Genomic DNA, 13,722 nt, shown 5'->3' with positions numbered 1-13,722 from the left:
CCTGGAAAACCCTTTCACGTCAAAATTTTGCAGCCCACCCCTCAATTGGTTTAACCTTCTTATCATACTAAAGGCGTACCCGATGTCGGTCGCCATTGAAAAGTCAGTGCAAGATCCACTTTTCCGGCGGTGCAAGGCAGTGCGAGCCGGAGCTAAATGGGGCAGTGCGTGAAACCATTCAATGATGGCTGTGCAGCCAACGACGAATTCCAGTCAGCGAACAGTGGTCTTCAACGGGGCGAGTTAATCAGGGACCTGCTCAGACAACGGGTTCATATTCCCCCGGTTCCGTCCGATTCAATGGTTCGGCCAAAGCTTGATACCAGGATTTCCGAAGCACTGACTTCCAGAGGTGTTCTTTTTCTGGAGGCGCCCTGTGGTTACGGCAAATCCCACGCTGTGGTCAGCGGCCTCGTCAGCGCTCAAATGGCTGCCGATCAAGTCCGCTGGATTACGCTGAACTCCCAGGATAATGCACCATCCCGCTTCCTGACCTTGCTTGCCATTGCCCTGGATCTGCCTGAAACCCCGGAGCAGGGGCTCCATAGCGGCGCCACCTTCTCGGATACCCTTTCGATGATGCAGGTCGCTTTGGCGCGAGAGGGTTCCGGCCAGCCACGGGTCCTGGTGCTCGACAACCTCCAAAATCTCAGCAATCCCGCCGTAGTGGACCTGCTTCAACAGCTGGTGATGGAATTTCCGAGTGGTTCGTCCATCGTTCTTATCTCCCGTAAGGCGCTACCTTTCGAAACGCACAGCCTCGAGCTGGAAAACCGTTTCACCCGCATCGGGTCTGAAACGCTTGAGTTTTCCCGTTCAGAAACCTTCGAGTTTTTCCGGTCCGCCACGACGAAGAGCGAACTCACCAGCGTTGCTGTCGATAACCTCTACTATATGACCGAGGGCTGGGCGACGCCGTTGGCGCTGTATCGTCGGGAGGTTGCTCAGAATATCGAGCGCAAACCCATTCAGGAAACACCGAGCGTTGAAAGGTTTTTGAAGGAGTCGGTGCTTGGCAATCTGACCCCGGGGCAGATGCGGTCCATGCGGGGTATTGCAGAACTTGAACTGTGCTCCGATGAACTGTTCCTGGCGCTTGAGCGACTCCTGCCTGAAGCTGGCTTTGTTCCCTCTCAGGCTGCCGAGCGGGGGCTGCCCCTGAAGCCGATGCCGGGCCGTGGTCGCTGGTTCCGTGTAAACCCGTTGTTGCAGGAATGGCTGAAGTCGCCCGTAATGGCCGGTTATTCGGAGCGGATGCTGCAGGCGAGCCGATGGTTTGGCGTGCGCGACCAGTTCCCGGAAGCATTGAAATACGCGCTACTGTCTGGAGATGCCGAGGAAGTCATCCGCATAGCCGCTGAGGGATCAGAGGCTTTGCTGTTGGGTCAGGATACCGCATCGCTCCTGCGCCTTCGAAAGAGTCTGCCGGCCCAGCTCCTGGAACGAAGCGTGCGTCTCAGAATTGTCTATAGCTGGGTTCATGCAATTGGCGGCCAGTTCCGCCAGGCTCGAGCGCTGATTGATGGTCTGGCTGTGACCGACCGACAGGAGCAGGCTGCACGGATTCGTGCCTTGAAAGCGTTTATCCTGCGGGGCGAGGGCAGTGTTGGGCCGGCTTTGGACATGGCTGATGAGGCCCTGGCTGACGGGGAACTCAGTACTCAGGGCCAGCTTGTCACGCAGATGGTCCGTTCCAGTGCATTGTGCGCCGCGGGTCGATTCCCGGAGGCCCGGGAAGCAAACCGGGCTGCGTCGAGACTGGCAAGAGAAGCGGGCGATTCCGGTTCGGAAGCACTGGCGGTTTATGCCCATGCCCGGATCGAACTGGGCAAAGGCGCCCTGAAACATGCAGAGCAATTGTTGCGCACCGGTCTCGATACCGCCATGCAGGAGCTCTCGCGTCCTGCCCGGATTGGTGAAACCCGCCTGCAACTGAATCTGGTGCTTGTGCTTTGGCATCAGGGCCGTGAAGCGGAAGCAGATCGCCTGTTGGTCACCTGTGGGCGACATGCTGAACAGACCAGGGATCTTGGACTGCTGCTGGCGATGACCATTCGTGTCTTGATGTGTCGGGCCCAGGGGCGATTGGAGGATGCGTTTGTCTGGATTGGTCGGGCCGAGCGTACCATGCATTCCTGGCAAGTCGACGAATCCCTGTTCGTACCTGTTCTCGAGGCCCTGAAAGCCAACTGCTGGTTGTCGCAGAATCAGATCGACAGTGCCGATCAGGCGGTTCGAAAGCTTGCTCCTTACCGGGAAGCGGGCTGCGTACCGGAGCTTTTCCCCATGATGCCGGGCTTGCTGGACTGCCTTCAGGTTCGGGTCGACCTGGCCCGCGGTGATCTGATAAAAGCCCGGGAAACACTCCAGGGTATCCGTGAACGATATGAGGGAGCCATTCCATGGGGCGTAGAGCTCCACATGCGCTTGCTTGAGGCTGTGATCGTTCTGGATGAAAAGGGACCGGTGGTTGCCCTGAAGATTCTGTCTACTGTCGTCAATGAGGCTGCTGCAGAGCACTTCATCAGTCCGTTCCGGGAGCTCAGGAACGAATTGCAGGAGCTAATGACGAAGGGCTTTGGTCAGCTTCCCGAGAGTGCGTTTAAAGAGGCGCTGGGCGAGGTGTTCGAGCTGCGTGAGGTCGCTGGTACCCTGGACACCCTGGCAGAACCCATCAGTGAGCGGGAGCAGGGCGTGCTTGAGCTGATTGCAAAAGGGCTTTCAAACCAGGAAATAGCTGACAAGCTGCATATTTCCCTGCACACGGTGAAAACCCACGCGCGTCGAATCAATGCCAAGCTGGAAGTGAAATCCCGAACCCAGGCTATTGTCCGGGCCCGGGAGCTTGGGCTGCTTTAAGCTCATCGATTCGCGCATCTTTTTCGGCCCAAATCTGGCTCACCCAGCGCTGGAACGCAATCCGGGTCTCCCGGTTGTTTTCGTAATCCATTCCCAGAAACTCGCCTGGAATTTCCCGCGTCCGCACGTCAATAGTAATCCTTCGGATTCGCCCGCAAAGGTAATCCCAAAAGCCGGCCCTGCCGTCGGGATACACGATCGTGACATCCAGCATGGTGTGAATCATGTCGCCCATCGCGCCCAGTACAAAAGCCGTTCCGCCTGCTCTTGGTTTCAACAGGTGCTTGTAGGGTGAGTTCTGGCGATCATGCTTCTCGGGTGTAAAACGGGTGCCTTCCATGAAGTTGAAGATCGTCACCGGGGTATAGCGAAACTTCTCGCAGGCAGCCTGGGTGGCCGCTACATCCTTTCCCTTGAGCTCAGGGCGTTTGGCAATCTGTTCCTTGGTGTGGCGATGCATGAACGGAAAATCCAGCGCCCACCAGGCAACCCCCAGAAACGGCACCCAGATCAGCTGTTTCTTCAGGAAGAACTTCAGCAGGGGAATCCGGCTGTTCAGTACGTACTGAATGGCGGGAATGTCGGCCCAGCTTTGATGGTTGCAGGTGACAAAATACCAGTGCTTCCGGCTGAGATTTTCCACGCCCCGCACATCCCAGTCGACCTTGTGCAGAAGTTCCATCAGCAGATTGTTGAAGCCAATCCAGACCCACGCGATGGTGTTGAGGATCACCGTGCAGCCCTTTCGTACGGCGGTAATGGGCAGAACGAGTTTAAGCAGGGCGACTGCGAGGAGAAACGGAATCAGCACCAACGTGTTACACAGGATGAGCAGGGCCGCCAAAGTCCCCTTCAGCGGCGCGGGGAGAAAATCGAGCATGGGGTAGGGTCTCTAACCTTCAGCCGGGTTGGTTTTCAGTGATGATTGGCGGGGTAGCAAACCGGTTTCCGCTTCGGTAGAAGCCAGCTGTTCGAGGCTGCCGGGTTCGAGGTTTCTAACCACGCTGCGGAAATCGTCGTCGTAAAACTCCAGGTTGTTGTAGTGAATCATTGCCCGGATCTCTTCAATGTATTCTTCTCCGCGCTCGGAGTAGCCAAGCAGACCCTCTGCAAGCTCCAGGCCTGAGAGAGGGGCATTATCACGGCGGTCTTCGAGCCGGACGTCTCGCAACAACTGATAGGTCGGGTGGCGATTCAGGTTCTGTATGTACGCACGAACCGAGCGGTAGGGTGAGGAGAACTTGGCCACCTCATGGCTCGCGCCCTCTGCCCGGCCGCGGGGAACAAGCCCGCAACCTTTTGAAAAGCACCACTGCCCAAAAAGGTTATTACCTTTCGTGGCAAATCGGGAGGTGCCCCAGGCGGATTCATTGGCGGCCTGTGCCAGGATCAGAGACGGAGGAATCACATCGAGGCGCATGCGTAGCAGGGCAAACTGCTCGTCGCTGCCGGGCTCGGCATCTACCCTTAATCGCTCAGACTGTTGGGCCAGCCAATCATACTCTTTGCTGGTCAATGTCTCTTTCGCAGCGAGGCTATCCAGGTAGTCGCGCTCAATCAGAATCCGGGAGTTGGCCAGAACAATCCGTGGGTAAAGAAACGAGAAGAACGCGGCCTTTTTCTCCGTGGTGTCCTGATACTGAGAAAAATCCGGCAAGTCGTCGTTGGCCCAACTTGGGAGCGGGGGCAGAGAAGACAGTGCGGGTTCGGAGCCTGTGTTATCGGAGTTGATCCGGTCAATACTGGCCTGTGGCGTATAAAAGCCACCGCCGATCGCAAATGCAATCAGGGGGAGCATCAGTATGATGGCCCGTTTACCCGCAGACATAAAACCTCTCGTTTCAATCGATATAGCAATGATTATAACAGGTTATACGAGAGCGTTTGCCAGTTGGGTTTTGTCGGATGCCACTGCCGTCAGGGCAGTCGTGTTGCAACAAGCAAACCGATCTGTTCCTCACCACCCCATGTGGATCGGAAACGCAAATAGAACTGGTCCTGACTGGCGGTGTGAAAACCCTCAAGCACAAGGTTGCCTGAGGTGAACTCTACCCTCCCGTCGCCCAGTTGGCTGAGCGCCAGGTCGATGTCCGCCAGGCTCTCCAGCGCAGGTTTTGTCACGGTCTCGTCATCAACGGAATGGGTGCTGGTCAGCGAAGTCGGCGAGAGTGTTGCCGAGCTTGAGGATTCGATGGTCAGCAGGGCATTGTCAAAATGTCGGAGGCGGTTCGTCTGCGATGTCAGGGCCAGGGCCACGCCCTGAAGCCTGAACTGTCCCGTAGCCGGTGCGGTGTTCGCGGTTTGTTCCGCGGCAATCAGGATACCGTCGCCTAGCGGACTATCGTCCAGGTTGAATGCCATCAGGGTGCCATCCGGGGTGCTGGCACCGACACCAATATCTGGCTGCTGGAAATCACCGGAAGCGGTGGTTATGTCCAGGTTCAGTCGTCCGATATCCACATCCCCGTTGCTGAGCCGCGAGGTTCGGTTGCTCAGGGTCCAGGATTCTGCTCGGGTACCGCTGGAGTCCGTCGAGACAGTGCCTGAACTGTCTCGTTGTAATGACGTAAAGCTCTGGGATTGGTTAACTGTACCGCCAGAAATCTGCCATTGGCCAACGCCTGTTTCGATGGTGAGAGGCGTTGTCTCGTCGCTGAATCGGGTTCCAAGATACAGCATGTTGTAGTCGCGGCCATTCAGACTGTCGGCGTCGAATCCCTCCTTTCTGAGGAGGTTGACCTCAAGAACCGACAGATACTGATCCTCCAGAGTACCCAGCCGCCGCAACTGGTCGCCGTCTGCTTCCAGCTCGATCGCTTTGCCAGCGCTGAAATAGCCGCTGATCACCCGGTCGGGCCCAGTGGTTTCATCCTCAGGCGCGCTTGTGAAGGCGTCCAGATAGTAGGGATTGCGAGTCCAGCCAATAATTTTCGAGCTGCCCCGGCCGGTAATGCTCTGATACAGGGCCCGGCCTGCCAGCAGGCGGGTGTCTTCCAACAGCGTGGCTGCTCCGGGGGATGAAGAATGAGTGTTCCGTTCCCAGTATTCAGAGCCCCGCACGAAGAAGTCGTTTCCCGCCTGGTGAATCAGAGCCTCGCGATCGTATGGAATATCGTTGGCCAGAGAGGTCACTCGGATGTTGAAGGCATCAAAGCTGGTCAGGGTGAGAGCCGGATAGACATAGCCGGTGCCATTATCATCGGTCAGCACCTCTTCCTGGGCCGTTCGAACACCCCATTGTCCGGACCCGCTCAGGGTAGACTCGAGAAAAGTCTGCCCCAACTCGATGCCCAGGAATACCGAATTATAGTCTGCGGAACTGGCGCTTATCTTTCCCGAGGACGTCTCATCGAGCACCGCGTAGTCGGCCATTGCGCTCACGTAACGGGCAAAGTCTCCCCGATCTTCGAGAATATCCAGGGCACCGCCGAGGCCAACATTGGAAGGAATCTCAATTTCAAAGTCGTGCACCTGGTCGGCCAGGGTAGACCACACATACTTGTTCAGGCACGGCTCGCCGCCCTCATCGGCAACGCAATCCATAATGGTCTGGAACTCGCCGGCGGTGTAGCTGCTGAGCGTATTGCGCACCAGGTACTCGGAGAAGGGATTCACCTTCACATCCCGGTCAGCATCGGCGGCCAGGGCACGCATGCGGGTGTTGCCGTAACTGGCATCGATAATCACATCCGGACCCAGGGGCAGGCCATTGGTGAATTCGATAATGGTGAAGCCTTCGCTGTCGGTGCGCGTGGAAATCGCGGGTTCATCAAGCACAGACAGGGCCTGATTGGTGTAGTAAACACTCACCCTGTCCGGCGGTACGATTCTCAGGTTACGGCGGGTAGGCTCGCCCTCGCTGGTGACACCACCCGGTACCTCCATGGTTACCCGGACTTCGTTGCTGGCGAGGCCCCCGGTGTTGGTGGAATCGCCGGTGTTGCCGGAGCTGAAATCGTCCACCGGGTTCTTGTTGCCTGCGAAGTCATTGGGCTGACTAGCCGCCCCCTCAATGGCATCGTCACCGCCACCACATCCGGCGGTGAGTAATAGAGTCGAAGAGAGCAATAAACCGAGTGTGAATCGCATGCCTGGCTATCCGTGCAGAAAATACAGGCAAACAGTCTAACAGTGGGATTCTCGGGAAAGCGTGAGGAAAAGCACGAAAGGGTTATGGAGGAAACACGAAACGGGCCCCACCGGGCCCGTTTCAGAAAAGGCAGGAATCAGAAGAAAATCTTCATGCCCGCCATAACGCCTTCATCGAGATTGACGTCTCGTGAGGAGTTCTCGATATCGGTGTTCAGATAGCGATAGCCGGCGAAAATCTCGGCGTTGCGGATAACCCGATAGCTACCACGCAGCTCAAGGCTGGTCATATCATCGGAATCGCCAAACGAGAGAATGCTGGGGGCGTAGTGCAGGCCACCGGTGAACGACAGGCCAGGGACATCCGGGATATTGACGGTCGCAAAACCGCCAAGACCGACAGCACCGCCATCGGCGCGGCTTTGATCCCAATAGATACCCCTCATGCCGATGCCGGCTGTGGTGGGCAGGTTGCCGATTGCCGTGCGGCCCTGGGCATGGAAATCAACGTTGAAAATATCGCGGCCACCTTCGCGGTAGGTGTAACCGGTGCCAAGCTGGAGGTCGTTGTTGGTGCCGAAGAAATTTACCTGGCCCTTCACCGAATCGTTGGTGAGGCTGAGGTCGACATCCCCTGCAAAGGCAGGCGCGGCAGCCAGTGAGAGAATCATCAGGGAAATCCGGGACGCTTTCATATATGTGCACCTTCGTTACGTTTTTAGCAGAATTGCCGGTATGTTAACGGGGTGTTCCGGGCCACTCAACTTAAATGCCGGTAAGTCCCCGTTAACTTTCATTTTTCGCAGATCAGTGCCGGGTGGTCTCGCCGCCCTGGTCCAGATCCTCTGGTGATGCGTTCTCTGCGGGTACCCGGTATTCCTCGTTGGCCCAGGCCCCCAGATCGATCAGTTTGCAACGCTCGGAGCAGAAAGGGCGCCAGGGATTGGTCTCGGTCCATTCCACGGACTTTTTACAGGTTGGGCATTCAACGTTCATGGTTGCCTTCGGGTATCGGAAACGTGTCTGGATGTCTGTGCCCGTAGTTCGGTAAGCCGGTCTCAGGAGGCAGCAGACGCCTGACAATATTGTTCCAGTACTGCCCGCAGCATTTCAATATTGACAGGCTTGGCAACAAACGAATCCATACCGCATCGGCGGCAGCGTTCCTCGTCTTCTTCCATGGCACTGGCGGTCAGTGCGACCACCGGGATGCGCGCGCGGTTGTGGGTTTTCTCCCATTCCCGCAGACGCCGGGTGGCTTCAAAGCCATCCACACGGGGCATCACACAATCCATGAACACCAGATCGAACGGGTGCCACTGCCAGAGGCTGGCCGCAGCCTCACCATCGTTGGCGGTCATCACGTCGCAACCGAGTTTCTCCAACAGCCGACGGGTCAGCGTGCGGTTCACGGGATTGTCTTCCACCAGCAACACCTTCATGCGGCCGCAGGGAAGCTCCCGGCGCCGGGCGGTATCGGTGGTGGCCTGGAGCGAGAATCGGGTCAGGAAACGCCGTTCTTCTTTGGCTGCATCGGCAAACAACTGGTTGAGGATCGGCGTCAGGCAAGACTCTCGCAGAGATTTGCTCAGGAAGGCATCGGCGCCCGCCTGGCGAAAATGTTCGGCATCGCCCCGCTGGGGGTTGGACGAGAGGATCAGCAGGCGCATATCTGACCAGAGCGGGTTGCTACGGATCTGCCGGCACAGCAGGTCGCTGTCCATATCCGGTACAAAGCCATCCAGAATGATCGCGTCGAACGGCTGCTGGCCATCGAACGCGGTGCGCAGGGATGTCAGCGCCTCGCCAGCGGATTTCACCGCCTCAATGTGCACCTCGTGGCGGGACAGCATTTCCAGCGTGATCTTGCGGGATAGCTCATAGGAATCCACTACCAGAATCCGGCGGTCCTTCACCATCCGGGTATCTGGCCGAACCCGGGCCGCGTTCTCCGGGGCCACGGGCAGGGTCAGTTCCATCCAGAAGGTCGATCCTTCACCTGGGCGGCTTTCAAGATCCATGGACCCGTCCATCAGGCCCACCAGTTGGCGGCAGATGGTGAGGCCAAGGCCTGCACCGGGCAGTTGACGCTGGAACTGTTGGCCAAGCTGCACGTAGGGCTCGTAAACCAGGGGAACATCTTCCGGGTTGATACCCACGCCGGTGTCTTCCACGGCAATGCGAAGGCGAACCTTGTCATCCCGACGGCCCAACACCTCGATACTGATCAGCACATGGCCGGAATCGGTAAACTTGATGGCGTTGGACGTAAGGTTCAACAATATCTGGCGAATGCGAACCGGGTCGCCCTTCAGCGCCCAGGGCAGGTTTTCGTCGATCCGAAGCTCCAGTGCGAGGCCTTTCTCGCGGGCGCGAGAGCCAAGCATGTGCACCAGATCATTGAGGGTTTCCCGAAGGTCAAAGGGGATGTCTTCAAGTACCAGTTTGCCCGCTTCCATGCTGGAGATATCCAGCAGGTCGTTGATGATGGCCGAGAGGCTTTCCGAGGCGCTCAACAAGGTCAGCACGTATTCCCGCTGCTCCTGATCCAGCGGCGTATCGGTGAGCAGGTTGGCGTAGCCCAGCACTGATTGCAGAGGAATACGCAGTTCGTGGCTGACATTCGCGAGGAACTGGTTCTTGGCGTGATTGGCCCGCACCGCCTCGTCCCTTTCACCCTGGGACTGGATTGTGGTCTGGCGCAGGGAGCGGGTGTCCTCAAGGATTTGCAGGCGCATCTTGTTCAGGGCCTGCTCCAGCTCCGAGAGTTCATCTGGCGTTTTTCGGGGTTTGCGCTTGAGCTTCAGCGGGTCTACCAGCGCGTCGAGATTCAGTCGGGCGGCGTAATCGGCCATGGATTCCAGATGCCGGGACAGCGTTAAACGAACGATCACCAGCAGGCCCAGGGTGCCCAGCATGACAACAATGGATTGAAACAAAAGGTTCAGGAGCGCGCGGTTACGCAGGTCTTTGTAGATCTGGTCTATGGAGGAGGTGACGGTGAGCGTGCCAACGTTTTCAGGACTGCGGTTGTTGGAGCGGTCGAAAACCAGTGGAAAGGTCTGCGATATGACCCGGCCCTCAGGGTAAGTACCGGTGCTGAAGGTTTCGCCGGTGCTGGTCACCACCCGCCCGTACTGGACAGCGGGCACTGCTTTCATATCATCCAGGCTGTTGGCCACCTCGCTGAAATTCATCAGCCAGATGTTGTTGCTCATGCTTCCGGAAACCAACTCCGCGGCCCGTGTCTGGTCATTCAGCAGATCGTTCTTGCGCCGCTCGAATTCTCCGATCAGCTGAACGCCCGTTGCCACCAGAGACAGAAAAAGGCTGAACAGCAATACGTAGGCGAGCAACCTTGCCGCCAGTGGTCGTATTCCCAATCGTTTGAAGAACCGCTTTGAAGGCAAGGCACATATTCCCTGTGTCGACTACAAAATCACCAAAAGCAGTTTAACAGACCGTCAGCACTTCGACACGTTTCCGTGAATGATCATTCACGAATCGGAATCGCACGTTCAAATCGTACAGATGCGCACCGTAAATGCGCTCTTCTTCCCGTCCTCTGCGAAAGGAGGGGCGTGGATCGTAAGCCACCACATCCTCGATCAGCGGGCGAAGTTCCGGATACTCTTCGGGTGACAGCTTGCCAATCTGGGCCTCCGCTTCCGGCAGAAAAACCACGTCGAGTTTTTCCGTGGGTGGCGAGTCTGCCCAGCCCAATGTCGCTTCAGGAACTGAATCGGCAAATGGAAGGTAGGGTTTAATATCCAGTATCGGTGTGCCCTCGATGAGGTCATGATCACTGATGCGGAGAATGAGCTGTCCATCTTTGCGCACCAATCCCTCATTGCGAACGACCGAGAGGCCGAGGCTGTTTGGGCGAAACGGAGACCGGCTGGCAAACACACCCATCTTGCGATTGCCGCCCAGGCGGGGAGGGCGCACCACGGGCCGCCAGTCTGCCCGCACCGCCTCGTGAAACTGAAAGGTCAGCCAAAGGTGGCTGGCGGTCTCCAGCCCACGAAAGGCATCTTCCCGGTCAAACGGTGGCTGGATAATCAGGTCGGCCCGGGCATGACGGGTCAGCCCCGGCTGGCGAGGCACCCCGAACTTGTCCTGAAAGCATGAGCGGGTAATGGCGATAGGCGTGAGAGTAAGGGCCTCGGCCGCGGGTTTCGAGGGGTGTCTTGGCATTACAAACGATCATCCTCAATGATACCGGAGAAAAACATTTCCACCCGAAACACCACAGAAGCACGGTCTTTAAAGCTCTCCTCCCGGGGAAATTCCAGTGCTGGAATCAGCTCCGCATAGAGCCAGTTGCTGTGTAGACGGTAGCGGAATGTGAGATCGCCGAATGCTGATGTGGTGCGCCAGGAAGGTTTGCTTTCCCCAAGCACACCCAGCCGGGGCGTTACAATCAAGCGGTTATTCATGCGCTTACGCATGCTGAATATCTGAGCCGCAACAAATTCCTTGTCGTTGTGCACCCACTCCAGTTCTGACGACGAGCGAAAATACCAGTCATTGCCCACCGGGCGCCCAACGCCAATCCAGGTTCGCTCGCCCCAGCCGTCTTGATGAAAGTAATAAAACCGCTGCTGAGCGTTCAGAATCCACTTGTCGTCCAGCCGCCAACGTTTCTCAGCCGTTGCCCGCCAGAACGCGTCTGGAGGAAGTCGCAGGCGCACACCCACGTCGTTGGAAAAGTTGATGGCGTCACCAATCTGGGTCAGGTAACGCAGTGCACCTGTGGCTTCCGTATCGGAACGCTCGGGCTCCGTAAGCTGCCGGTCCCGCTGGCGCTCCCCGAGAGGAATCAGGTCTTCGCTCTCGCTCTCGATCACCAGGCGCAGTTTCCGGCGGGTGGTGGGAATATCCAGCCGGAACCGAGCCTCAGGCTCAAACTGGGCCGGGTCGCCGTATTCGGATTCCGTTGCAAAGCCTATGCGCAGGTAGCTCTCATTGTTGGGAAGGCTCTGGGCGCTGCCCGATAAGGTACGGTCTGCCCACTGGCCCACCGACTGGATCTTTTGCCCGTGAAGACGCTCCTGCCGCAGTACCCAGTTGCTGAATTTGAGCCAGTAGGAATCCCGCGGATCTGCCCAGTATTCGTCTGGCTCAAATGTGTAGAAGCCGATCGGGAGCTGTGCCGGAGACAGAATCTCAGCCACAGAGCGCTCCCGAACCTCAAACACCGGCTCGATGCTGTGGGTTGGGGAAGAGAGTGTCAGGAAGAGTGCAGCCGCAAGACCTGCAAAACGAGAGCGGAAAAACCAGTCAGCCAAATTCCACCAGCAACCTTTCATGCAGCTCCCGCACCTTACGCGTTACATCATCCAGAGGGCGGTCATTATCAATCACCTCATCCGCCCGCGCCAGCCGATCTTCACGGGACATCTGAGCCGCAATGATCCGTTCAACCTGCTCTTGGGAATTGGTGTCCCGAGCCATGGTGCGTTCAAGTTGAACGTCCCTGGGCACGTCGATCACGATAATGCGGTCAACCAGTTCGTGTTGATTGGTCTCGAGGAGGAGAGGGGAGACCAGAAGCACATAGGGGAGCTGGTAGTTTTCCGGATTCAATTGCCGAATCAATTCCTCGCGGATGATCGGATGCAACAGCGACTCCAGCCAAACTCGCTCTTCCGGCTCCTGAAAGACAATTGCGCGAAGCTGCGCACGATCCAATGCACCCTCGGGCGTGAGAATCTCCTCCCCAAAGTGCTTGGCAATCTCAGCAAGCGCTGGCGTACCGGGCTCAACCACCTCCCGGGCAACATCATCGGCATCCACCCAGTGCACGCCGTGCTCACCAAACAAGCGAGCCACAGTGGATTTTCCGGAACCAATCCCGCCGGTAAGGCCAGCAATCTTCATGAATCAGACTCCCAGGAATCCGTACCAGAACGCCTGAATCTCACTGCCAAACCACAAACAAATCAACCCTGCCGTGGCGAGGTAGGGCCCAAACGGAATCGGAACTTCCCGCCCATGCTTCTTGAACACCATCAGGCTGATACCGACAACGGCACCTACAACCGAGGAAAGCAGAATCACCGCTGGCAACAACTGCCACCCCAGCCAGGCGCCGAGTGCGGCAAGCAGTTTGAAGTCTCCGTGGCCCATGCCCTCCTTGCCGGTTACCAGCTTGAAGAGCCAGTAAACAGACCACAAGGAGAGATAACCTGCCACCGCACCCCAAAAGGCACTGTTGAAGTCCGTCAGCACGCCAAAATAATTCAACACGAGGCCCAGCCACATCAGGGGCAGCGTAATGCTGTCTGGCAGTAGCTGGGTGTCGAAATCGATAACGGTCAGGGCCACCAGAGCCCAAACCAGCAGAAGGGCCCACAGCGCCGACTCGTTCGGCCCGATGACAGCAATGGTCACCACTGAGAAAATCGCGGTAACGGCCTCAATGATCGGGTAACGGGGCGAGATAGGCGCCTTGCAAGAAGCGCATTTGCCCCGAAGAACCAGCCAGCTCACCACCGGAATATTTTCCCACGCCCGAATGCCATGGCCGCAGGAAGGGCAGGTGGAAGCCGGTTTGGAAAGCGTAATCCGTTCTTCTTGCTTTCGCTGCTTGTCCGGCAGCTCCAGGAATTCCTCGCACTGGCAGCGCCAGTCCTGGTGCATCATTTTCGGCAGCCTCAGAATGACAACATTCAGGAAGCTGCCGATGCAGAGGGATACGAAGGTGACGGAAAGAAAAAGAAGCCAGGGAGTGGCGAGAAAGGCGTCCAGAGTAATCATCAATTATCCGAG

11 protein-coding genes are annotated in these 13,722 nt (G+C 57.4%); 1 reads left to right on the top strand and 10 read right to left on the bottom strand.

Annotated features, from left to right (window positions below):
- The first annotated feature begins 156 nt into the window (after window positions 1-156).
- Window positions 157-2,859 (top strand): LuxR C-terminal-related transcriptional regulator, encoded by a 2,703-nt coding sequence (locus AC13DD_RS11685; protein ID WP_474546427.1) that lies wholly within the window; start codon window positions 157-159, stop codon window positions 2,857-2,859.
- On the opposite strand, the gene AC13DD_RS11680 is transcribed toward AC13DD_RS11685, so the two are convergent.
- The 10 genes from AC13DD_RS11680 to AC13DD_RS11635 all read right to left on the bottom strand — a co-directional run bounded on the left by AC13DD_RS11680 (window position 2,825) and on the right by AC13DD_RS11635 (window position 13,710).
- The gene (locus tag AC13DD_RS11680) at window positions 2,825-3,739 is read right to left on the bottom strand and encodes an acyltransferase (RefSeq protein WP_482931205.1); all 915 of its coding nucleotides are present in this window, start codon (window positions 3,737-3,739) and stop codon (window positions 2,825-2,827) included. The two genes, AC13DD_RS11685 and AC13DD_RS11680, sit on opposite strands and share 35 nt — an antisense overlap.
- 12 nt (window positions 3,740-3,751) lie before the next feature.
- On the bottom strand, window positions 3,752-4,687 hold the full coding sequence (locus tag AC13DD_RS11675; RefSeq protein ID WP_273071666.1) for a glucosaminidase domain-containing protein: 936 nt from the start codon (window positions 4,685-4,687) through the stop codon (window positions 3,752-3,754).
- Between the two features lie 89 nt (window positions 4,688-4,776).
- Window positions 4,777-6,948, bottom strand: a complete 2,172-nt coding sequence (locus AC13DD_RS11670; protein ID WP_482931204.1) for a hypothetical protein — start codon at window positions 6,946-6,948, stop codon at window positions 4,777-4,779.
- A 137-nt stretch (window positions 6,949-7,085) separates the two neighbouring features.
- Window positions 7,086-7,643: a YfaZ family outer membrane protein gene (locus AC13DD_RS11665; protein WP_092030965.1), complete on the bottom strand. Its 558-nt coding sequence runs from the start codon at window positions 7,641-7,643 to the stop codon at window positions 7,086-7,088.
- A gap of 112 nt (window positions 7,644-7,755) precedes the next feature.
- Window positions 7,756-7,944, bottom strand: coding sequence for a DNA gyrase inhibitor YacG (gene yacG / locus AC13DD_RS11660; RefSeq protein WP_008170214.1), 189 nt, complete (start codon window positions 7,942-7,944; stop codon window positions 7,756-7,758).
- 62 nt (window positions 7,945-8,006) lie between these two features.
- A complete protein-coding gene (locus tag AC13DD_RS11655; protein ID WP_482931203.1) occupies window positions 8,007-10,358 on the bottom strand; it encodes a response regulator in 2,352 nt (783 codons plus the stop codon).
- A 43-nt stretch (window positions 10,359-10,401) separates the two neighbouring features.
- Complete coding sequence (gene tsaA, locus AC13DD_RS11650) at window positions 10,402-11,145, bottom strand: tRNA (N6-threonylcarbamoyladenosine(37)-N6)-methyltransferase TrmO (protein WP_482931202.1); 744 nt, start codon at window positions 11,143-11,145, stop codon at window positions 10,402-10,404.
- Window positions 11,145-12,239: a hypothetical protein gene (locus AC13DD_RS11645; RefSeq protein ID WP_482931214.1), complete on the bottom strand. Its 1,095-nt coding sequence runs from the start codon at window positions 12,237-12,239 to the stop codon at window positions 11,145-11,147. Before AC13DD_RS11645 ends, tsaA begins: the two co-directional genes overlap by 1 nt.
- Entirely contained in the window at window positions 12,232-12,831 is a 600-nt protein-coding gene (coaE, locus tag AC13DD_RS11640; protein ID WP_482931201.1) for a dephospho-CoA kinase, read from the bottom strand. Before coaE ends, AC13DD_RS11645 begins: the two co-directional genes overlap by 8 nt.
- A gap of 3 nt (window positions 12,832-12,834) precedes the next feature.
- Window positions 12,835-13,710, bottom strand: a complete 876-nt coding sequence (locus tag AC13DD_RS11635) for a prepilin peptidase (RefSeq protein ID WP_482931200.1) — start codon at window positions 13,708-13,710, stop codon at window positions 12,835-12,837.
- Window positions 13,711-13,722 lie beyond the last annotated feature (12 nt).

The organism is Marinobacter sp. L-13, from assembly GCF_056857715.1.
This window is presented reverse-complemented; position numbering and strand designations above follow the sequence as displayed.

What these genes read in the sequence shown, in the direction of transcription:
- AC13DD_RS11685 (WP_474546427.1), top strand. Translation starts at nt 157, where the DNA reads ATGGGGCAGTGCGTGAAACCATTCAATGATGGCTGTGCAGCCAACGAC.
- AC13DD_RS11680 (WP_482931205.1), bottom strand. Translation starts at nt 3,739, where the DNA reads ATGCTCGATTTTCTCCCCGCGCCGCTGAAGGGGACTTTGGCGGCCCTG.
- AC13DD_RS11675 (WP_273071666.1), bottom strand. Translation starts at nt 4,687, where the DNA reads ATGTCTGCGGGTAAACGGGCCATCATACTGATGCTCCCCCTGATTGCA.
- AC13DD_RS11670 (WP_482931204.1), bottom strand. Translation starts at nt 6,948, where the DNA reads ATGCGATTCACACTCGGTTTATTGCTCTCTTCGACTCTATTACTCACC.
- AC13DD_RS11665 (WP_092030965.1), bottom strand. Translation starts at nt 7,643, where the DNA reads ATGAAAGCGTCCCGGATTTCCCTGATGATTCTCTCACTGGCTGCCGCG.
- yacG (WP_008170214.1), bottom strand. Translation starts at nt 7,944, where the DNA reads ATGAACGTTGAATGCCCAACCTGTAAAAAGTCCGTGGAATGGACCGAG.
- tsaA (WP_482931202.1), bottom strand. Translation starts at nt 11,145, where the DNA reads ATGCCAAGACACCCCTCGAAACCCGCGGCCGAGGCCCTTACTCTCACG.
- coaE (WP_482931201.1), bottom strand. Translation starts at nt 12,831, where the DNA reads ATGAAGATTGCTGGCCTTACCGGCGGGATTGGTTCCGGAAAATCCACT.
- AC13DD_RS11635 (WP_482931200.1), bottom strand. Translation starts at nt 13,710, where the DNA reads ATGATTACTCTGGACGCCTTTCTCGCCACTCCCTGGCTTCTTTTTCTT.